This window comes from Telluria sp. ZB2R32 (assembly GCF_059685715.1).
In genome coordinates this window covers 380,132-400,813 of sequence record NZ_JCASIG010000002.1, presented here as the reverse complement: position 1 = coordinate 400,813, position 20,682 = coordinate 380,132, and the positions used below count along the sequence as shown (strand labels likewise).

At 64.9% G+C, this 20,682-nt stretch carries 16 protein-coding genes; 4 read left to right on the top strand and 12 right to left on the bottom strand.

All coding sequences use genetic code 11. From position 1 onward, the window contains the following. Window positions 1-37 precede the first annotated feature (37 nt). The 6 genes from AC56LG_RS06765 to AC56LG_RS06740 form a co-directional block, all read right to left on the bottom strand. Window positions 38-775 carry a 2OG-Fe dioxygenase family protein gene (locus AC56LG_RS06765; protein ID WP_497165344.1) on the bottom strand — a complete coding sequence of 246 codons (738 nt, stop codon included), beginning with the start codon at window positions 773-775 and terminating at the stop codon, window positions 38-40. Window positions 776-829: 54 nt separating this feature from the next. Then, window positions 830-2,863, bottom strand: coding sequence for a TonB-dependent receptor (locus AC56LG_RS06760; protein WP_497165343.1), 2,034 nt, complete (start codon window positions 2,861-2,863; stop codon window positions 830-832). A 7-nt stretch (window positions 2,864-2,870) separates the two neighbouring features. Beyond that, complete coding sequence (locus tag AC56LG_RS06755) at window positions 2,871-3,365, bottom strand: DUF6702 family protein (RefSeq protein ID WP_497165342.1); 495 nt, start codon at window positions 3,363-3,365, stop codon at window positions 2,871-2,873. 153 nt (window positions 3,366-3,518) lie between these two features. After that, entirely contained in the window at window positions 3,519-5,903 is a 2,385-nt protein-coding gene (locus AC56LG_RS06750) for a M1 family metallopeptidase (protein WP_497165341.1), read from the bottom strand. A 207-nt stretch (window positions 5,904-6,110) separates the two neighbouring features. Next, complete coding sequence (locus tag AC56LG_RS06745; protein ID WP_497165340.1) at window positions 6,111-8,507, bottom strand: M1 family metallopeptidase; 2,397 nt, start codon at window positions 8,505-8,507, stop codon at window positions 6,111-6,113. A gap of 140 nt (window positions 8,508-8,647) precedes the next feature. Then, window positions 8,648-10,102, bottom strand: coding sequence for a serine hydrolase domain-containing protein (locus AC56LG_RS06740; protein ID WP_497165339.1), 1,455 nt, complete (start codon window positions 10,100-10,102; stop codon window positions 8,648-8,650). A gap of 200 nt (window positions 10,103-10,302) precedes the next feature. Between AC56LG_RS06740 and AC56LG_RS06735 the strand changes: the two genes are divergently transcribed. Both AC56LG_RS06735 and AC56LG_RS06730 read left to right on the top strand, forming a co-directional pair. Next, window positions 10,303-11,541, top strand: a complete 1,239-nt coding sequence (locus AC56LG_RS06735) for a Gfo/Idh/MocA family protein (protein WP_497165338.1) — start codon at window positions 10,303-10,305, stop codon at window positions 11,539-11,541. A 124-nt stretch (window positions 11,542-11,665) separates the two neighbouring features. Then, entirely contained in the window at window positions 11,666-12,061 is a 396-nt protein-coding gene (locus AC56LG_RS06730; protein WP_497165337.1) for a response regulator, read from the top strand. Here AC56LG_RS06730 and AC56LG_RS06725 read toward each other — a convergent pair. The 6 genes from AC56LG_RS06725 to AC56LG_RS06700 form a co-directional block, all read right to left on the bottom strand. Beyond that, complete coding sequence (locus AC56LG_RS06725; RefSeq protein WP_497165826.1) at window positions 11,998-12,360, bottom strand: phytanoyl-CoA dioxygenase family protein; 363 nt, start codon at window positions 12,358-12,360, stop codon at window positions 11,998-12,000. The genes AC56LG_RS06730 and AC56LG_RS06725 overlap by 64 nt on opposite strands. A gap of 51 nt (window positions 12,361-12,411) precedes the next feature. Further along, window positions 12,412-13,008, bottom strand: a complete 597-nt coding sequence (locus AC56LG_RS06720; RefSeq protein WP_497165336.1) for a helix-turn-helix domain-containing protein — start codon at window positions 13,006-13,008, stop codon at window positions 12,412-12,414. 2 nt (window positions 13,009-13,010) lie between these two features. Beyond that, the gene (locus AC56LG_RS06715; protein ID WP_497165335.1) at window positions 13,011-14,291 is read right to left on the bottom strand and encodes a type II toxin-antitoxin system HipA family toxin; all 1,281 of its coding nucleotides are present in this window, start codon (window positions 14,289-14,291) and stop codon (window positions 13,011-13,013) included. 50 nt (window positions 14,292-14,341) lie between these two features. Next, entirely contained in the window at window positions 14,342-15,181 is an 840-nt protein-coding gene (locus AC56LG_RS06710) for a phytanoyl-CoA dioxygenase family protein (protein WP_497165334.1), read from the bottom strand. Continuing rightward, window positions 15,168-16,388, bottom strand: coding sequence for a GAF domain-containing sensor histidine kinase (locus tag AC56LG_RS06705; RefSeq protein WP_497165333.1), 1,221 nt, complete (start codon window positions 16,386-16,388; stop codon window positions 15,168-15,170). Before AC56LG_RS06705 ends, AC56LG_RS06710 begins: the two co-directional genes overlap by 14 nt. Before the next feature lie 75 nt (window positions 16,389-16,463). Further along, complete coding sequence (locus AC56LG_RS06700) at window positions 16,464-17,504, bottom strand: M29 family metallopeptidase (RefSeq protein ID WP_497165332.1); 1,041 nt, start codon at window positions 17,502-17,504, stop codon at window positions 16,464-16,466. 214 nt (window positions 17,505-17,718) lie between these two features. Between AC56LG_RS06700 and AC56LG_RS06695 the strand changes: the two genes are divergently transcribed. Then, entirely contained in the window at window positions 17,719-19,200 is a 1,482-nt protein-coding gene (locus AC56LG_RS06695) for a hypothetical protein (RefSeq protein ID WP_497165331.1), read from the top strand. A 17-nt stretch (window positions 19,201-19,217) separates the two neighbouring features. Next, a complete protein-coding gene (locus AC56LG_RS06690; RefSeq protein ID WP_497165330.1) occupies window positions 19,218-20,681 on the top strand; it encodes a hypothetical protein in 1,464 nt (487 codons plus the stop codon). Window position 20,682: the final 1 nt, after the last annotated feature.

The window sequence follows — 20,682 nt, the reverse complement described above, 5'->3', positions numbered from 1 at the left end:
AGGTACGCGGGCGTTTTTTTTGATGATGCGGTGACGATTACACGCCCTCGCCCTGGAACGACCCCGCGCGCCAGGTCAGCACCAGCGTATCGCGGTGCCCGTGCTCGCCCAGCGGCTGGATCGGCGTCGATTCGTGGATCACGGCCGCATCGTCGAGCAGCAGCAGGGTCCAGGGTTCGGTCATGGTGAAGCGCTGGCCGCGCGGCCCGTGGGCGTCGAATACGCGCGTCTCGCCACCCTTGATGCCGCTGCGCCCGATCAGGATCACCGCCACGAAATCGACGCCGTCGCGGTGCGCGCCTTCCGGCGTCGGGCGGCCGATGCCGTCGGCGGTGTCGATGCGGAACTGGTGCGCTTCCACATACCAGGGCCGCGCCGCTTTGACCTGCGAGCAGACCGCGCCGAGCGCGCGCACCAGCTGTTGCCAGCCGGGCTGGGCGATGGTGGCCGGCTCGATCGGTTCGAACAGGCGGTGCATGCCGCCGTGCAGGGCGTTGTATTCGACCGGCTGCCAGTGCGCGCGGTGCGGCGTTTGCGCCAGCGTGGTGCCGTCGTCGACGAAACAGGAGTGGCGCCGGCGCCGGTAGCGGCCGCCGTCCTTCAGGTAGTGATCGAGTTCGAGGTGGTCCCAGCTCGGCGCCAGCGCGTCGAAGTCGGAAAGCAGGCAGCCGGCCAGGCGCGCGACGTCGTGGGGGTGAAGAAGGGCGTAGCCATCGCCGACCAGGGCTTCGGCCAGGCGCGATGGGTCGCTGTAGGGCAGTTCGGATGGTGTCATGCCCGGTAGCGTAGCAGCTTTTACAAGGGCCGGTGAAAAACCGGCCCCTCTGGTTTACCAGGTTTTGGTGAGCGTCAGGCGCAGCGAACGCGGTTCGATCGGGTGGAAGTGGATATCGTCGCGCGGTTCGGCTTCTCCAGGCAGTTGCGACGCATAGAAGTAGTCGATCGCCGAGGCGCGGCGGTCGGTCAGGTTGAACGCTTCCAGTTCCAGCTGCAGGTCCTTGTCGATCTTGTAGCCGACGCGCCCGTTGAGCGTGGTGCTGGCATGCGAGCGCACGCTGTTGTCTTCGATGAGCGGACGCGGCCCGAAGTAGCGCAGGCGCAGCGCGCCCGACCACGGTCCGACCTTGTCGACGGTGAGCGCCAGCTGGCCCACGCCCTCGACCGCGCCTGGAATCCGATCGCCATTGCGCGAACGCGCCCGTGCGTAGGCCGCATCGAAGTCCACCGCCAGCCATTTCAGCGGGCGCCAGTAGTTCGAGAACTCGACGCCGTAGCGGCGGCTGGCATCGCCCGCTTCGGTCATGCCGGCGTCCCCAATATAGGTCAGCTCTGAATCGAAGTCGAGGCGGTACAGCGACACCGCCGTCTGCATCTTCGGGATCGCCTCGGTGCGCATGCCCAGTTCCATGCCGCGCGAGCGCACCAGGCCGGGCGCGCGTTCGAGCGGATCACGCGTGGCCGGGTCGATCGCGGCAACGGTACCGCGCGCATCGTTGCTGTGGAAGCCGTGGCCATAGTTCAGGTAGAACTCGGTCGAAGCGAACGGCGCCAGGATCAGGCTGAACGACGGGCTCACCTGCGTGTCGTTCGCGCGGCCACTGTTGGCCGCCAGGTCGCTCGTCACGTCGAAGCGGTAGCGGTCGGCGCGCAGGCCGGCCTTGGTGCGCACGACTTCGTTCCAGCGCGTCGCACTTTCGATGAACAGGCCGCCGCTGGTTTCGACCACGTGGTCTTCGCGCGTGGTGCTCAGGCGTTCACGGGCGCGGGTGTTGTACAGCCCGTTGAAGATGTTGTCGTTCTGGAGGCGCGCGCCGACGGTCAGGTCCGACGCCATCGTGTCGCCGCGGTGTACGTGCCAGGTGTGTGTTGCATCTGCGCCGCTGGTGACGCGCCGGTCCGGCTGGGCGAACTGGTCGCCGTTGACCGGATCGTTCATGAAGTACGTAAAATTCGAAAACAGGTCGAGCTGGTTGCGGATCAGGTAGGCGCTCACTTTCGAGGCCGAATCGGCGCCGGTCTGGCGCCAGATGCCGGACAGGCTGTAGCGGCGCGCGCTGCCGCCGTCGCTGTCGTCGATGGCGTCGAAGCGGCCCAGGCTGCCATCTTCCACCGCGCGCAGCGGGATCTGGTCGGTCGCGTTCCAGGTACCGCGGTAGGCCATGGCGGTGACGCTCCAGCCGTTGTTGGCGTAGCCGCGGCTGTAGCGCAGGATGCCGTTGCGCTTGCGGTAGTCGTCGGGCCGGGTCCAGGGACCCTCGTTGTCCATCAGTTCGAGCGCGTAGAGCAGGGTGCCGCCCGCGAGCTCGGGCGAACCGGCGACCATCGCGCGCCTGAAACCGTCCTGGCCGAGCGTGGCGCTGGCGATGTCTTTGACCAGCCGGTTGGCGTAGCTGATCTCGGCGCTGCCGGCGGACGCGAAATCGCTGTCGCGCGCCGAGTACGGTCCCTTGCGGTAGTCGAGGCGGCCGACCAGTTCCGGGATCAGGAAGTTGACGTCGGTCCAGCCCTGGCCGTGCGCATGGCTGCGCTGGTTGACCGGCATGCCGTCGACCCAGGTAGCAAGGTCGGTGCCGTGGTCGAGGTTGAAGCCGCGCAGGTAGAACTGGTTGGCTTTCCCTTCGCCGCTGTGCTGGCTGGCGATCAGGCCCGGCATCGCTTCGAGCATCTCGCCGGGACGGTAGGTGGTGCGCGCGGCCAGCTCCTTCTGGCCGACGGTGCCGGCATTGGCGGAATCGGCGATACCGAGCTGGCTCATACGGGAACCTTCGACCAGCACGCGCTGCAGGACGAGGTCGTCGGCGAGGGCGAAAGAGGAGGCGAATAGCGCTGCCAGTGCAAGGGGTATTGGGCGAATGGAAAGCATGGATGTCTTAACGCGTTGGTTGTTCGAGATTGTTGCGGTCGAAGGTCAGGGTGCGCACAACATTACCTTCGTTGAGGTTGACGGTATTGACCTGGTCGGGAATGAAATCGATCAGGATCTTGTCGTGAATGGCGCTTGCCCTCCACAGGGGCGTCTGTTCGATCTCCTGGAATATGGTCACCTTCTCGGCATCGGCGGTCATGCCGACCCAGCGCAGGGGCAGCGGGGCCTTGTCCTGGCCGAGGATGCGGAAACGGCCTTCGACATACTTGCGTATCGCATCCTGGTCTTCGGGGTCGGAGAGGTCGAACTGGCGGCCGTACAGGTTGGCCAGCAAGGCTTCGACGTCGTGCGCCATGTAGGTGTGGACGATCTCGGTGTTGCCGGTGCGGGCGTTGAAGGCGATGTCGGTCATGCCGGCGTGGAAGCGGTGCGCGGAGGCGAGGGTGCTGACCAGGAGAAGGGTGAGTGCGAAGAGGCGGGTGAGGTGTGTCATGTTCATGTCAATCCAAGCTGTTCCAAACGTAGGGTGGGCTCTTGAGCCCACGCGGTGCGGCCTTTGCGTATCGCTCGACTTCGATCTTGCCGCGGCTGTGCGAACGGTGAGGCCGCGTGGGCACGAGTGCCCACCCTACGGTGCGCATACGCTAACGATTTACTTCGCTGCGGCGGCGGCCTTTTCTTCCTTGGTCTTCAACGTGGCATTGAAGTCCTTCATCATATCGTTCGACGGTGGCTGGTTCTTGAACAGTTCCAGGCGCGACGGCATCAGCTTGCGCGGCCAGGCATTGTTGTTCTGGTCGATGTCGGCCGTCTCCCAGAACGGGTCCTGCACCAGGCTCGTCATCGGTTCGTCGGTGACGATCAGCTTGGTGATCTTCTTCGGCGAGTAACGCCACACTTCGGCCGGGATGCGCTCGATGTACTTCTTGCCGCTGGCCAGCTGGATCTCCAGCACCAGCGGCGTCACCAGCCCGCCGACATTCGTGAAATCGACCAGGTACAGGTGCTTGCCCGAGGAGAGCAGCGCCTTTTCCCAGTCCTCGAGCTTGTCTTGCGTTTCCTGGTATTTGTTACGGTCGGCATTCGTGACCGTGAAGTCGTCATGCTCGTTGTAGAAATCCTTCAGCTCGGGATGCGCATCGACGCGGCGCGGCATGCCCTTGTTGCGCTGGTCGGTGAGCGACATCGGCTCGGCGTCGCGCAGCTTGCGGCGCCAGGCTTTTTCGATGTCCGGATTCTGCGAACTGACCGTGTACTCGCTGATGCCGTCGACGCTGACGTCGACCGCGTCGGTGGTATAGAACCAGCCGCGCCAGAACCAGTCGAGGTCCGTGCCGGACGCGTCTTCCATGGTGCGGAACAGGTCGGCGGGCGTGGGGCGCTTGAACTTCCAGCGGCGCCCGTACTCCTTGAAGGCGAAGTCGAACAGCTCGCGGCCCAGTACCGTCTCGCGCAGCACGTTCAGGGCGGTGGCCGGCTTGCCGTAGGCGTTCGGGCCGCGCTGCAGCACCGACTCCGAATTGGTCATGATCGGCGTCTGGTTCTTGCTCTTCATGTAGTCGACGATGTCGCGCGGCTCGCCCCGGCGCGCCGGGTAGTTTTCTTCCCAGGCTTCCTCGGCCAGGAACTGGAGGAAGCTATTTAGCCCCTCGTCCATCCATGTCCACTGGCGCTCGTCCGAGTTGACGATCATCGGATAATAGTTGTGGCCGACTTCATGGATGATCACGCTGATCAGGCCATACTTGGTCGCCTTCGAGTACGTCAGTTCGCCGGTCTTTTTATCCTTGGTCGGGCGCGGGCCGTTGAACGAGATCATCGGGTATTCCATGCCGCCGATCGGGCCGTTCACCGAGATCGCCGTCGGGTAGGGATAGTCGAACGAGTATTTGCTGTACTGCTCGATCGTGTGGACGATGGCTTGCGTCGAGTACTTCTCCCACAGCGGGTTGCCTTCCTTCGGGTAGTAGGACATCGCCATCACAGTGGTGTCGCCACTCTTCATGCCCTGCGCATCCCAGATGAACTTGCGGCTCGAGGCAAAGGCGAAATCGCGCACGTTCTTCGCTTTATAGCGCCAGGTTTTCATGGTGGTGGCGCGGCGCTTTTCCGCCGCTTCCGCCTCGGCCTGGGTAACGATGATCACCGGCGTTTTCGACGTCTTCGCGCGCGCCAGGCGTTCGCGCTGGGCGCCCGTCAGCACTTCATTGGCGTTCTGCAGTTCGCCCGTGGAAGCGACGATATGGTCGCTCGGCACCGTGATCGCCACGTCGTAGTCGCCGAATTCGAGCGTGAATTCGCCGTCGCCCAGGTATTGCTTGTTCTGCCAGCCGGCCACGTCGTAGTAGGCCGCCATGCGCGGGAACCACTGGGCGATTTCGAACAGGTCGTTTTTATCCTCCTTGTCGAAACGCTCGAAGCCCATGCGCCGGCCCAGCACGCTCGCTTCGGGAATATTAAAACGCCACTCGAGCGCGAACGAGAAGCGCTGGCCCGGTTTCAGGGGCTGCGGCAGGTCGACGCGCATCATCGTCTTGTTGATCACGTGGCGGAGCGGCTGGCCGTTCGCGCCTTTCACGCTGGCGACCTGGAAGCCGCCTTCGAACTTCCGGCTCTCGAAGGCAAAGCGGATCGCGTCGAACTTCACGCCTTCCGGTCCGCCCTTTTGCCAGGCGTCGCGCGAGGGGATGGTCGAGATGTTGCGGTTGTCCGAGTCGCCGCGGAACATGTTCTGGTCCAGCTGCACCCACAGGTAGTGCAGGGTGTCGGGCGAGTTGTTGTGGTAGGTGATGGTGCCGGCGCCCGTGATCGCGCGCTTCGCTTCGTCCAGCGTCGCGCGCAATTGGTAGTCAGCGCGCTGCTGCCAGTAGGCGTGGCCGGGCGCGCCGGACGCGCTGCGCGTGGCCGAGGGCGTTGGCAGCAGTTCGTCGAGCTGGCGGAATTTGTCGTCGAACGGGTCGGCGGCGTGGGTGGCGCTGGACAGGGTGAAGGCGGCGAGGGTCAGTGCAAGCGAATGCGCGATGTGCTTCATGTTCATAAAAATTCGATCGTTCCAAATGAAACAAACCGGTGACACGCTTGCGCGTGGTCACCGGCCAAAAACGAAGGGACGCAGGGTGGACACTTGTGTCCACGCAGTCGCACAGGTCGAGTAGCCGTGGCGGGATCGAAGTCGAGCACCAGGCAACTGCCGTACCGCGTGGGATCGAGAGCCTTGCGTGGCCCGGCCCACCCTACATAAACGTCACTGCACCTTCGGCACCGTCTCCTTCTTCGGCTCCTCGGCGGTCGCCGCCTTTTCTTCCTTGGTCTTCAACTTGGTATTGAAGTCCTTCATCATGTCCGACTGCGGACGCTCGCTCTTGAACAGCTCCAGGCGCGACGGGGTCAGCTTGCGCGGCCAGGCGTTATTGCTCTGGTCGATGTCGGCGGTTTCCCAGAACGGATCCTGCACCAGGCTGGTCATCGGCTCGTCGGTGACGATCAGCTTCGTGATCTTCTTCGGCGAATAGCGCCACACTTCGGCCGGAATGCGCTCGACGTACTTCTTGCCGCTGGCGAGCTGGATCTCCAGCACCAGCGGCGTCACCAGGCCGCCGATGTTGGTGAAGTCGACCAGGTACAGGTGCTTGCCCGAACTGAGCAAGGCCTTTTCCCAGTCCTCAAGCTTTTCCTGACCTTCGTTGAACTTGTTGCGGTCGGCATTCGTGACGGTGAAGTCGTCGTGCTCGTTATAGAAATCCTTCAGTTCCGGATGCGCGTCGACGCGGCGCGGCATGCCCTTGTTGCGCTGGTCGGTGAGCGAGGTCGGCTCGGCATCGCGCATCTTGCGGCGCCATGCCTTTTCCGTTTCCGGATTCTGCGAGCTGATCGTGTACTCGCTGATGCCGTCGATGCTGACGTCCACCGCGTCGGTCGTGTAGAACCAGCCGCGCCAGAACCAGTCGAGGTCCGTACCCGATGCGTCTTCCATGGTGCGGAAGAAGTCGGCCGGGGTCGGGCGCTTGAACTTCCAGCGCTGCGCGTATTCGCGGAAGGCGAAGTCGAACAGTTCGCGGCCCAGCACCGTCTCGCGCAGCACGGTCAGCGCGGCGGCCGGCTTGGCGTAGGCGTTGTTGCCGAACTGGAGGAGCGACTCCGAGTTGGTCATGATCGGCACCTGGTTGCGGCTCTTCATGTAGTCGGTGATCAGACGCGGCTCGCCGCGCATTTCCGGCCATTGCTCTTCCCAGGCTTCCTGGGCCAGGGTCTGCACGAAGGAGTTCAAGCCTTCGTCCATCCAGGTCCACTGGCGCTCGTCCGAGTTGACGATCATCGGGAAGTAGTTGTGGCCCACTTCATGGATGATCACGCCGATCAGGCCATATTTGGTGCGCTTGCCGTAGGTGAGTTCGCCGGTCTTCTTGTCCTTGGTCGGACGCGGGCCGTTGAACGAGATCATCGGGTATTCCATGCCGCCCACCGGGCCGTTCACGGAAATCGCAGTCGGGTACGGATAGTCGAACGAATATTTGTTGTACTGCTCGATGGTGTGCACCACCGCCTGGGTCGAATACTTCTCCCACAGCGGGTTGCCTTCCTTCGGATAGTAGGACATCGCCATCACGTCGGTATCGCCGCTCTTGATGCCCTGCGCGTCCCAGATGAACTTGCGGCTCGACGCGAACGCGAAGTCGCGCACGTTCTTCGCCTTGAAGTGCCAGGTTTTACTGGTGGTTGCGCGCTTTTTCTCGGCCGCTTCGGCCTCGGCCTGGGTGACGATGATCACCGGCTTTTTCGCGTTCTTCGCCTGGGCCAGGCGCTCGCGCTGGGCCGGGGTCAATACCGAACCCGGGTTCTGCAGCACGCCGGTCGAGGCCACGATGTGGTCGCTTGGCACCGTGATTTCGACGTCGTAGTCGCCGAATTCGAGCGTGAATTCGCCGGCGCCGAGGAACTGCTTGTGCTGCCAGCCGTAGACGTCGTAATAGGCGGCCATGCGCGGGAACCACTGGGCGATCTCGAACAGGTCGTTCTTGTCTTCGTCGAACTTCTCGTAGCCCGAGCGCCCGCCCAGTACCTTCTGTTCGTTGATCTTGTAGTTCCACTCGACCTCGAAGGTGAAGCGCTGGCCCGGCTTCAATGGCTGCGGCAGGTCGATGCGCATCATCGTGCGGTTGATGGTGTGGGCGAGTTGACGGCTGCCCGACTTCACGTTGGTAATGTTGAAGCCGCCATCAAAGGTCAAGCCTTCGAAAGTCGTGCGCAGGGCGTCGAACTTCATGCCTTCCTCCGGGCTGCGCGGCTTGGCCCATGCCTCGCGCGAGACCGACGTCGCCGACATGCGCGCGTCCGAGTTCGGCTTGTAGATGTTCTGGTCGAGCTGGACCCACAGATAGTTGAGCGTATCCGGGGAATTGTTATGGTAGGTGATCGTCTCGGCGCCGCGGATCGCGCGGTTCGCCTCGTCGAGGGTGGCGCGGATGGTGTAATCCGCGCGCTGCTGCCAGTAGGCCTGGCCCGGCGCGCCCGAGGCGGTGCGGACGGTCGACGCGGTCGGCAGCAGCTCGTCGAGCTGGCGGAACTTGTCGTCGAAAGGATCGGCCGCGAAGGCGGAGACGCTGAGGCATAAGGCCGCCAGTGCGATTGGCAAACGGATCATGTTTCCCCTGTTTTTATAGATAATTTGGAGAAACGATTCTAATGGTATCTTTCGAGCAAGCCTGAGGCCGATTTGTAAAAAAGCTGATACATGATGCATACGCAACACGCATCAGCCCTTGCCGGCGCTTTATCGGAGCGTCATGGCGCCCGCTGGAAGCGCACGTCGAAGGAGCCGGACACGAGACGCCCGCCATCGCCCTCCATGTGCAGGTCGAGTTCGCGCGAGAGCACGAACAGCCGCGTCGGCGAGGCCGCATACAAGGGCTCCCAGCTGTCGTCGCGCAGCGCCACCATGAGCCGGCCTTCCTTGCGCGCGATGCGGAAGTCGCCCAGTCCCTTGATTTCGTAGCGGCCGGCCAGCTTTTCCTGCGCGGCGGCATCCAGGGACACGGCCTTGCGCACTTGCGGGTGCTGGCTCGGCCACTTGTATTCGGCGGCGAGGGCGCGCAGCAGGCTGTTGGCCAGCTCCGCGCCGTTGGCGCCGTTCGTCATGATCACGGCGCCGTCGCCACGGTCGGCATATGCAAACAAGGTGTTCTGGTAGCCCATGTTGCTGCCGCCATGGGCAAAGCTGCGCGCTGTCCCGTTGCCTTCCACGTTCAGGCCCAGGCCATAACCGTTTTTCACCGGCGTGAGCATCGTGCGCGCCATTTGCGGCGAGAGCACGCCCTTGCCGCCGCCGGCGCTGCGCTGCAGGTCGAGCGCAAAGCGGGCCAGGTCGCGCGGCGTGGTCCACAGGCCGGCCGCCGCCAGTTCCGGATAGGTATAGGGACCGCCGGCGATCGGCTTGCCCTGCTCGTCGTGCGGCAGGGCCGCGCGTGGCAGCAGGCTGGCGGGCAGCGACTGGGCGAAGCGGCTGTCGCGCATGCCGAGCGGGCGCAGCACCGTCTCGTCGAGCAGCACGTCGAAGGCTTGCCCCGTGTGGTCGATCAGCGCCTGCTGGACGACGCTGTAGCCGCCCCCGGAGTAACGCCAGGCGCTGCCCGGCGCCGTCTCGACGCGCACCGGCTGCGTGTTGGCCGGCGCCGCGCCGTCGAGCACCTGCACCAGCGTCGGTACCGGTGCGTTCGCGGCATAGCCGGGAAAGCCCGCCACGCCGATGCCGGCCGTGTGCGCCAACAAGCGGCGCGGCGTCACCAGCGCGGCGCCGTCCGCCGGCGGCAGCTTCCAGCCCGTCAGCAAGGTGTCGATGCCGGCGTCGAGATCGAGCCGGCCATCCTGCGCCAGGCGCAATGCCGCCATGGCCGTCACCGGCTTGCTGATGGAGGCGGCCTGGAACAGCGTGTCGGGCGTGATGGCGGGACCGCCCGGGTAAGCCAGGCCGTAGCCGCGCGTCCATGCGATCTTGCCGCCGCGGATCAGCGCGATGCTGACGCCAGGGACGTGCAGGCGCGCCATCTCGTCCGCCAGCGTGCGCGACGGCGCCGCCGCGCCGGCCAGCACCACCGGCGCGCGCAAGCCACGCTCGACGCGGGCGATCTCGGCGTCGACGCCGGCCCAGGCCAGCGCCGGCATGCACAGCAGGAGCAACAGGGCGCGCGTTCCGGCTGGACGGCGTCGACGGGAAGAGGCGTTCGGGACGATGGTATGCATGGCGGCTCCAGCTGTTCAAAATCGTATGATTTCATCAAATCATCGACAGGAGGGAGGCGGTGCGACGGAATGCACGCTGGTGCGACAGACGGTTATGGATCACAAGCAATAGAAAATTGTCATTTTTGACAGTGTGCGAGGATTTGCATCCATTTTTCAATTTCCACTTTGTCAGCAGCATTCGCCGAAAGGATGCATTCATGAGTCACGACCAAGCGCCGCGCCGCGATTTCCTGCGCTATGTAGGCACCCTGGCCGCCCTGTCGAGCCCCGCCATGGCGGCCGGGGCGGCCGAGAAAGATAAAATTACCTTCCCGCCCATCGAAACCAGGACCGAAAAGCCGGAAAAGACCGAACCGCCGGGCGACCCGTGGAACGAGCGGGTCGGCATCGCGATTGTCGGCGTCGGGCGTATTTCGGTGAACGAAATGCTGCCGGCTTTCGCCCAGAGCAAGCACGCGAAACCGGTGGCGCTGGTCAGCGGCGACCGCGCCAAGGCGTTAAAAGTCGCGCGCCAGTACAACATCCCCGAGAGCGCGGTGCTCGACTACAAGGATTACGACAAGCTGGCGCAGATGCCGGAAGTGCAGGGCGTCTACATCGCGCTGCCGAACAGCATGCACGCCGAGTACACGATCCGCGCCGCCAAGGCTGGCAAGCACGTGCTGTGCGAAAAGCCGATGGCGAACACGGTGGCCGAATGCCAGAGCATGATCGACGCCTGCAAGAGCGCCAAACGCAAGCTGATGATTGCCTACCGCCGCCAGTACTCGCCGCTCGAGCGTGGATTGGTAAAAATGATCAAGGACAAAAAGCTGGGCGAGCTGCGCGAGTTCACCTCCGTCAATTCGCAGAACATGGGCGACCCGCAGCACTGGCGTCTGAAACGGGCGCTGGCCGGCGGCGGCCCGCTGCCGGACGTCGGCCTGTACTGCATCAGCCAGGCGCGCTTCCTGAGCGGCGAAGAACCGGTCGAAGTCATCGGCCACACCTGGTCGACGCCGGGCGACGCGCGTTTTAAAGAAGTCGAGGAAAGCTGCCAGTTCACGCTGCGCTTCCCGAGCGGCTTCACCGCCACCTGCTCGACCGGTTACAGCTCGCACAAATCGCAGATGTACCGCCTGAACGGCGCCAGCGCCTGGGCCGAGATGAGTCCGGCCTATGCCTACGAAGGCAACCGCCTGCGCGTTTCGCGCGTCGAACAGGGCAGGGAGCAGACCTCGGAACTGCAGATCGAGGAAGGCAACCAGTTCGCCAGGGAGCTCGATCACTTCGCCCAATGCGTACGCAAGGACAAGGAGCCGCACACGCCGGGCGAGGAAGGCTTGCAGGACCAGCGCATCATCGAGGCGATCTACGAATCGGCGCGCACTAAACGGCCGGTCAAGCTGGCGCCGCCGGGCAAGACGCGCGGACCGGAACCGGAGGAACAGGCCTGAAGCGGACACGCCCGTCCGCATGGCGCGCGTCCCTTGCCGCACCGTGCCATGCGGCGCCGTCGCATTTTTACATGAATTAATGTCAATTTAAGCCACATTGCCGGCATTCATGTACGATGGGCCGATGGTCAAAAAAGCCCTGATTGTCGATGATTTTCCCTTCGACGTAGAGTTGACGCGCCGCGTATTGCAGAGCTGCGCCGCCGACCATGAAGTCGTCGTCGTCTCCGACGGCGAAGAAGCGCTGCGCGAACTGAACAAGGCGTCCGATTTCGACGTCGTCCTGCTCGACCTGAAACTGCCGAAGGTCGACGGCTTCGAAGTACTCAAAGAAATCTCGTCCAAACCCTTCCTGTCCGACGTCCCCGTCATCGTCCTGTCGAGCTCGCGCAACGAGTACGACCGCGTGCGCACACGCATGCTGGGCGCGGGCGAGTTTGTGGAAAAGGCGATCGATTATGCGGTGTTCAAGGCGGACTTGACGCGGGCGCTGGCGCAGTCGGGGTTTGGGTGTGCGTGAGCGCGGAACCTCGTCGGCATAAAGCGCATGCGAGTCAGGGTTCGTAGGGTGGAGTCCCGACTCGGCCACGGCATCGCGTCCAGCTTTTCCATCCTGATCGCGTCGCCCTCGTGGATAAAACGTTCGCGCAAAGGGCCGCGGTGCCTGCCCGGTTCGGCCCACAGGCAGCCGTTGTCGATGGTCGCGTCTTCCAGCGCGAACCAGAAGGTGGTGACGCTGACCGGGGCGGTGTCGAAGAAGGTCGCGTCCTGGTGCCAGCGCACTTCGCCGCCGATGCCTGGCTGTTTGAAAATGTAGATCGGTTGTTGGAATGCACCAATAGTCAGCCCATCGTTTGAGACGCCTTGGCTTTAACCCTGATGCTTTTTCTTCCGTCGGGGAGTGGAGTCAATCACTGACGTTGGTCGTGGCTTGTCTTTCGCCTCCCCTTGACTCGTTTGTAAATCTTCCTTACCTTCAACGTCTTTCAAGGCTTTGGACAACATTTCGGGATCTATGTCCTCGATTTTCTTGAAAGCTTCGGAAAGCATTTCCGCATTAGTGTTTATACTTTCCTGAATGTTTTTCATTGTCTGTAGCCATGCTGCAGCTGTCATGCCGAGCACGATGTGCGAGTCCGAGGATTCCGCCGTCTCGACCGGTGATCGCTTCTGTTCCGCAGCCACTGCCGCTCTCCGCACTGGCACGAACGCCACCTCCAGCCCAAAGAAATGACCGATCCGGTTTAGCGTCCCCACGGTCGGATTACCCTGTCCAAGTTCGATCGCCTTGATAACCCGGGCGCTGACCTCGCGGTGACGCGCGAATTCTTCCTGCGTCATGCCGGCGATCGCGCGCATTTCGCGTACGCCTTCGGTAAGCGACAGCTCGGCCGCAGCGGCGGTTTCCAGCAACCGGTTGCGCCGTTCCCGCGCCTGCGTCTTGTCCATCGGTTTTCTTTTGCTCATGACTATCTCAGTGCCAGAAGTTGGGCCCGTTGCGCCTCGATGCTGGGCATGACGAAATCGACGATGTCGCCGTCGACTTCCATCTCGCGCATGCACTCGGGCAGCGCCGCCATCTGCTCGCCGAACCGTACCAGCGACTCGACCAGTTGCTGGTGTTCCGGCGTGGGCAAGGCCAGGTGCGCCAGGATGTCTTCCCAGCGCTGCAGTTCCTTGTTCGTCTCGAGGTGATACCAGCGGGCAGCGCGGGTGATGCCCTCGGGGTCCAGGTACATCGGGGCGAAATCGAACAGCGGCGTGATGCGGGTCACCCCATCGACGGTATGCACGGCGGTATTGCGGGCATGGTTGTCCGGGTTGCGCATCGCCAGGTTGAGCACGTCACGCCGGATGAACTCGATGGTCTCTTCCAGCGGCGCATCCACAACCTTACGGATCGCGGCAAGCAAATCGAACTGGTTCGCCTGGATACCGAAGCCGCCCAGACCGGCGATCGAAGCTGCGCTCTCCTGGTGGAAGCGCAGCACGCGCCCGTCCTGCGCGCGGCGGTCGAAGCGCGGTATGAACAGCATGTCGCCATGCAGGGCAGGAAGGTCGAAGCTGCGGATGCCGAAGCGCTGCGCGACTTCCATGTAGCGTGCTTCATTGCGCAGTACCTTGCGGTCGGCCTCGGAAGGGCCGCGTGGACGCTTGACGATGAAATGGCGCCGGGCTTGTGCGTCGGGAAGCGCGGCGTCCGGATACCACCTGCCATCGTGTGCTTCGGTCAGCAGGTATTTCGGGGCGACGCCCTGGATGCCGGTACCTCCGGCCGCCAGCATTCCATGCACCATCATTGCTTCATGGAATTCGGGCGCGCGCGCGAGCAGCTCATGGAAAGCGAAGCCGCTGGCAGCAAGGTCATGGCGTTCGACATGCTGCTCGAAGTACTCCACCGCTTCCGTGACGCGAAGCCGGCCGATGGGGTTGAAGGCCCCTGCGAGCAGCAGTGGGAGATCGGACGCCTGCGCGTTTGGAAGCTGCAAACGGTCGAGGAGAAACTTGCGCCCGTTACCCTGGGGGACCAGGTCGTACAGGAAGGCCGGCCATGCTTGCAGCCGGTGGCGGTCGGCGTCTACTGGAAGTGCGAGCGACACCGGCGGCGGCGCCTCGCCGAATGCATAGTCCAGGTCGTACTCGAATACGCAGTCGCTCGCGCGAAAACCATTGCGCACGACATCGGAAAAGCTGGCCTGCGCCGCTTCGAGCCAGTGCCCGTTGTGAAAAACCTCGATATGACAATCCATGGCCGCACTTTAGCACTGAAAGTGCATTAAAAGATACTGGAAGGACAAAATCAGTCGAATCCGCATACCGGAAAGGTCCCGTCACGCTGAATCCAGTTCCGCGGCGAATACACCGTCCCCCCATCCGTCGCATGCAAGGTAAACGCATGGCGCGACACCGGCGAGCGGTTCGGCGCGCTGTAATGCGGCAGCAGGCCATGGAAGCAGATCAGCGTCCCGGCCGCCGCTTCGAGCGGCACCGCGGTACTGTCGTCCGGCCACGGCATCGCGTCCAGCTTTTCCATCCTGATCGCGTCGCCCTCGCGGATAAAACGTTCGCGCAAAGGGCCGCGGTGGCCGCCCGGTTCGGCCCACAGGCAGCCGTTGTCGATGGTCGCGTCTTCCAGCGCGAACCAGAAGGTGGTGACGCTGATCGGGGCGGTGTCGAAGAAGGTCGCGTCCTGGTGCCAGCGCACTTCGCCGCCGATGCCGGGTTGCTTGAAGATGTACATCGACTGCCAGACCTGCGCCTGGGCCAGGCCGAGGTCGCGCGCCACCTGCGCCAGTTTCGGGTCGCGCGTAAAGGCGGAGAACACCGGGTCGAGGTCGTGCATCGCGTGGCCGATCTTGTTGATCGACAGGGCTTTCGGCTGGCGCAGCTGGCCGTCGGCGCCAAAGGCTTCTTCCTCGAAGAAGCAGCGCACCGTATTATCCGAGCCGAGGAACCAGGCGTCGCTGGCGCGCTCCTGGTCGCGCGTCGTGAAAATCGCCCGCGATTCGTTGGGGTCGAAGGCGTCGACGATGGCTTCGGCGCGCGCGCGCAGCGCGGCGATCTGCGCCGCTTCCTTGAAGCCGGGCAGGACGATGAAGCCGTCGCGGTCGTAGCCGGCGCGCTGTTCAGGAGTCAGCATGGGCGGTCCGCGTGGTGGCCGGTGTGGACGGCAGTGTCGCGCCGACCAGCCGGAACAGGAATACCGTGGTGCCGCCCTGCGAGCTGACTTCGATGGTGCCGTTGTGGGCGCGCGCGATCTGGTCGACGATGTACAGGCCCAGTCCCAGGCCATCGCTGCCGGAACGCGAAGCGGCGCGCCAGTAGGGCTTGAACAGGCTGTCGATTACCGATTGCGGCAGTTCACGGCCGCCGTTGGCGACCGACAGCACGAATTCGCCGGCGATCGTCGCGGCCACCACCTGCACCGGCGCGTCGGCGCTGCCGTGTACCAGCGCGTTCTTCAGCAGGTTCGACAGCAGCTGGGCGATGCGTTCGGGGTCGCAGCGCAGGCGCAGGGCGGGGGTGATGCGCGCCTCGATCGCGCGCTGCGGATACAGCCCGCGCATTTCGTCGACCACCTGTTCGAGCGTGCTGTCGACGTTCGATTCGCGCATGCGCATCGGGATGCCGCTGCCCATGCGGCCGCGCGTGAAATCGACCACGTCGTCCACCAGCGCCGCCATGCGCGTGGCGCTGCGGCGGATGCGTTCGACGATCGGGCGCGATTCGGGGTCGGGGTGCTTCAGCGCCAGCAGTTCGGTGCCGAGCAGGATCGAGCCGAGCGGGGTGCGCAGGTCGTGGCCGAGGACGGCGATGAACTGCTCGCGCAGTTCGGCCGTTTCGCGTTCGCTGGAGAGGTCGGCGCGCGCGGCGACAAGCTCGACGTCGGCATCGAGCTGCTTCGAGACCAGCTCGGCGAACAGGTGCAGCGTCGCCACCGTCGTGCTGTCGGTCAGGCGCGCCGGTTCCGGGTCGAGCCCGCACAGGGTGCCGAAATAACTGCCGTCGGTGCGGAAGATGGGAATCGAAAAATAGCTCTGGAAGCCGTACAGGCGCGGCGTGTGGTGCGCGCAATACTGCTCGCTGTCGCGCACGCAGTCGATGATGACCGCGCGGGCCGTGTCGCGCACTTCCTCGCACAGCGTGGTGGTGACGTCGAGCTGGCCGCCCGGCGCCAGGCCGAAACCGAGCTTGTCGAGCACGGCGCAGGCGATCCACGCGTCGTCGGTGACGTGCGCGATGCAGACGAAGCGCAGCGCGGTCATGGCGGCGACGGTTTCAAGAATCTTCGGCACCGCGCTGATCGCCTGGATCTCGTCCACGCGCTTCGAAAGGTCCTCTTTCATTCCAGTCCCACCTGTTTTGTATGAATAATTGGTAACCCTGCGATGTTACCACTTGTCGTCGTCAAATTCATTAATTCAAGGGCACCAGGCGCCATTCGCGTACACCCGCTCCGAGCCGAGATAAACGGCGTCCGTCACCACGAAGACGTCAATGTGATAACGCGCATCCTTGCGTTTGAACCCCGGCTTCGGATACACGCCATGCTTGGCGCCGAGCGAGAGGTGGATGCCGCACATGCGCTCGTAGGTGCCGATGTCGTCGACGCGGCGCTCGCGCGTAAAAGCGCGGTTCATGCCGAAGCCCAGCTCGCGCACCCAGACTTCGCCTTCGTCGGCGCGGATGATGTCGAGCACGCGCTGGAATTCCGGCGTGGCGTTCTCGGTGGCGGCCACGCGGCCACGCTCGACGACGATCGTCACCGGTACTTGTGGCCGGTTCGACAGGTACGACGTGTCGCCGAACACGTGGATCTGCGCGCGCCCGTTCACCGCTTCCAGGTCGAGCGCTTCGGTGAACACTTCGCCGATCGGGAACTGGCCGCCGACGTTGTGCATCTCGCTGTAGTCGCCGATGTTCAGCTTGGCCGGCTCGAAGCGCGAAGCGAACACCAGCTCCTCGCCGCCGCCGCACACGCGTCCATGCGGCGCCGCATCGATGCGGCCCTTCAGCGCGCGGCCGACGCCGCGGAAGTAGGCCGGATCGTATTCCAGCGCCGCGATGTAGTGCTCGCCCTGGATGCCGGGCATGCGCGACAGGTGCACGTGCTCGATCACCTTCAGGCCCAATTTAAAAAGTTCGACACGGATCCTGAACGCCTCCAGCCTGAAATTGGTCGATTGCACCAGCACCACCAGGTCTTGCGGCGCCAACTGGCGAAAGCGCGCCAGCACCTCGGCGGCGTCGACGCTGTCGAAGTCGAGAAAGTCAGCGTCGGGCAGGTTGCGCCGGTAGGCTTCGACCAGTGCGCGCGAAAGGCCGGTGCGCGTGTCGTAGACGACCAGCGCCCGATGCGCGGGGCCGTGCTCGATGGCGACGGCGAGGATGTTTTCGAGGTGCGCGGCGGCGGCATCGATGGCGTGTGCCGGCAGGTCGGGCGTGGGGGCGAGGGTGGTCATGGGAAGCGTGCGCGAGTGGAGCGCACATTATACGGTCCTTGCCGCGGCACCCGGAAGGCGCGGATGGCGCACCCGGCAGTGCCGTGCGGCGCTACCGCCCGAACGGCGCGCCGCGAAGGTGGCAGGGCAGTTATGATTTAGACAGCAATCGCCACCCGCATCACGTGGGTGGCATGCATATCTCAACTCAGATCGCAACCGACGGCGGAGCACGATGGCAATTCAATGGGACACGCCGACCAGCACCTGGCTGGAAGACGAGACGAGCGGACAATTCGCGCTGCAGGCCACGCAAGGCCTGGGCACGATCGACTGGCTGGCGCATGCGCGCGGCCGGCTGCCCGACGTCGCCCACCTGCTCGGCGCGTCGCTGCCCGCCGGTTGCGCCTGCGCGCCGATCTACCCCGAAGGTTTTGCGTACTGCCCGACCTGCGGCGCGGCATTGGAGCGGCTGCAGGGACGCCACCATCACCAGCCCGACTGGTGGGGCGCTCCCAGCGACCAGGCGCTGCCGCGTCACGTGCCGCACGGCTTGCCGGTCACTTCGCTGGCGCTGGGCGACCGCCTGGAAGGACGGCCGGCGGCGCCGCACCCGAACCGCGCCGAACTGGCGATGCCGGCGCCGCCGAACGCCCACTGCGAATTCATCGCCGGCAGCTACGGCTTTCCCGAACAGCGCCTGCTGGCGCTGGCGCCGGCGCGCGGCGTGCTGCAATACTGGGACCCGATGGCCCAGTTGTGGCACGTGATGGGCGCCGAGGAAGCCGGCAGCGAACTGCGCTTCACGGCCGGCGGCTACAGCTGGCTGCCGGCGGTGAACCCGGCGCGCGGCGAAGTCGGCATCGTGCCGCTCGATACGGGCCTTTCGCGCCTGTGGATCAATCCGGTCAACGAAAGCTACCGCCTCGAACTGCTGTTCGCCGGGCGCCTGGCGTCGAGCCCCGGCGTGATGCGGCGCCAGGTCGGCTGCCTGTACGTCGAAGACGGCGTGCTGCACCTGCTCGACGCCCAGCTCGACTTCGTCAACGGCACCACCTTCGATTGTTCCGGCGCCCCGACGACCGGCTGGAAGCGTCCGATCGGCTACGACAACCGCCTGTTCTGGCTGCACGCCGAAGGGCAGCTGGTGTGGCGCCCGGGCGAAGCGCCGCGCTGGACGCCGTGGCCGCGCGGCTGGACCCCGAAACTCGATTTCGGCGGCCCGACCCAGAGCCGCGACGGCCGCCTGTGGCACATCGGGCACGACGGCCAGGCCTATTCCTTCCTCGAACTCGGCGCCGACAATCCGCAGGTCGAGCCGATCGACGGCGCGCGCCTGGGCTTTGCCAACTTCCTGTTCCGGCGCGGCCATCCAGTGCTCGATCAACCCTGGTCGGCCGAGCACATCGAAGACGCGGTCGCCGACGATTCGCTGGTGCTGCCGCTGCTGCGCAGTTTTAACAATAACCGCGCCCAGCCGAGCGGCCTGGTGCTGCGCTTCCACGCCTACACCGGCCGCGCCGAGGAAGCGCTGGCCGGGCGCACGATCGCCAAGACCACGATCGAATGGATCGGCAAGCGCAACGTGATCCTCGACGAAGTCGCACGCCTGGCGCGCCCGCTCGACTGCACGCCCTTCGTGTACGACGGCGCGCTGTGGCTGCACCATCCGGACTGGAACACGGTGCGCGGCTGGCGCCTGGAAGTCGTGTCGTGATGGCGGCTTTTATACGCGTGCTTGCCAGCTTGGTGCTGCTGTGCGGCGCTGCCGAGGCGTGGGCGACGCCGCATGTTTTCCTGGTCCAGAATTCGGGCTGGATGGAACCGTTCTACAGCGATCCGCAATCGCCCTTCAAGCCGCTGGTGACGGAACTGGCGCTGGCCGTGGCGCAGCCAGGCGACGCGCTGGTGCTGGCGGCGTTCAACCAGTCGCAGCCGAACGCGCCGTCGCCGCGCGCGCTGGTGTCGACCACGGTCGACAAGGAGACGCGCGGCGCCGTCACCGGTGCGCTCGCCAGGCTCGACACCGCCCGCAAAGCCGGCGGCGCATTGGCCGACACCGACCTCGGCGAGGCGGTAGGCGCCGCCATGACCCAGGCGCTGGGCGGCAAGGATGGCATCGTCTGGCTGGTCACCAACAACCGCAACAGCCCGAACAACGACCAGGCCACAAGCTTGCGCAACCGCGAGTTTTACGGGTTGATCCACAGCGGCGACAAGATCCGCACCGCGCTGGCTTTCCCGCTGCGCATGCCGGTCAAGGGCGCGCACTACACGGCCAACGGCTTGATGGTGTACGCATTCGCGATCGGAGCGGGCGGGGCGCGCGCCCTCGACGGCTTGCTGGCCTCGGGCGCGGTGCGCCGGATCATCACCGAACCGCCGGCGCGCCTGAAACCGCTCGACCGCGATACCGTACGCCTGGTGCCGCGCAAGGTCGAGAATGCACCCGGTGTCACTTTCGCCATGGGCGCAAACGGCGTGCTGCGCGCCGACGTCGCGCCCGACGCGACCGCGCCGAACGCGAAGATCGGCTGGCAGCTCGAGAACACGATGTACCCGTACACCATCGTCAGCGCCCGCCTGAGCGCGCGCTCGACGCTGGGCGGAGAGCAGCGCGCCGTTACGCTGGCCAGCAGCCGCATCGATGCGCTGGCGCCGGGCAAGGCGCAGCCGCTCGGCTCGACCCTGCAACTGCCGGTGGCGCAACTGCCCGGCAAGTGGTCGATGGCGGCGTTGAAATCGGCCGGCTCGGCCTATGTGCTGCCGGGGACGATCGCACTGCACCTGGCCGACCAGAAGCTGGCCTTGTCGACAGGCTTTCGTGAGCGCATGGCCGAACTGTTCCCCGGCGACCCGCTGCCCGAGATTTTCACGCCGCCCGCGCAGGTGCAGGCATCGACCGCGCTGCTGCCGATCGAAGTGCGCGTCCATTACGGCAGCGGACCGCTGCTGGCCGCGGGCGGTGGTTTGCTGGCGCTGCTGGCGGCCGGCGCGGCGGCCGCTTACGGCTGGATGCGGCCGCGCCGCGCGCTGGTCACCGTCGAGGACGAGCAGCGCACCATGCGCGCGCGTACCGGCACCATTCAACCGATTTACGACAAGGCGGGCAATGAAGTGGCACGCCTGAAGACCACCCTGTTCGGCCACCAGCTGATTGACCTGCGCGAAGGTGCGCAAGTCCGTCTCGGCCGCTGAC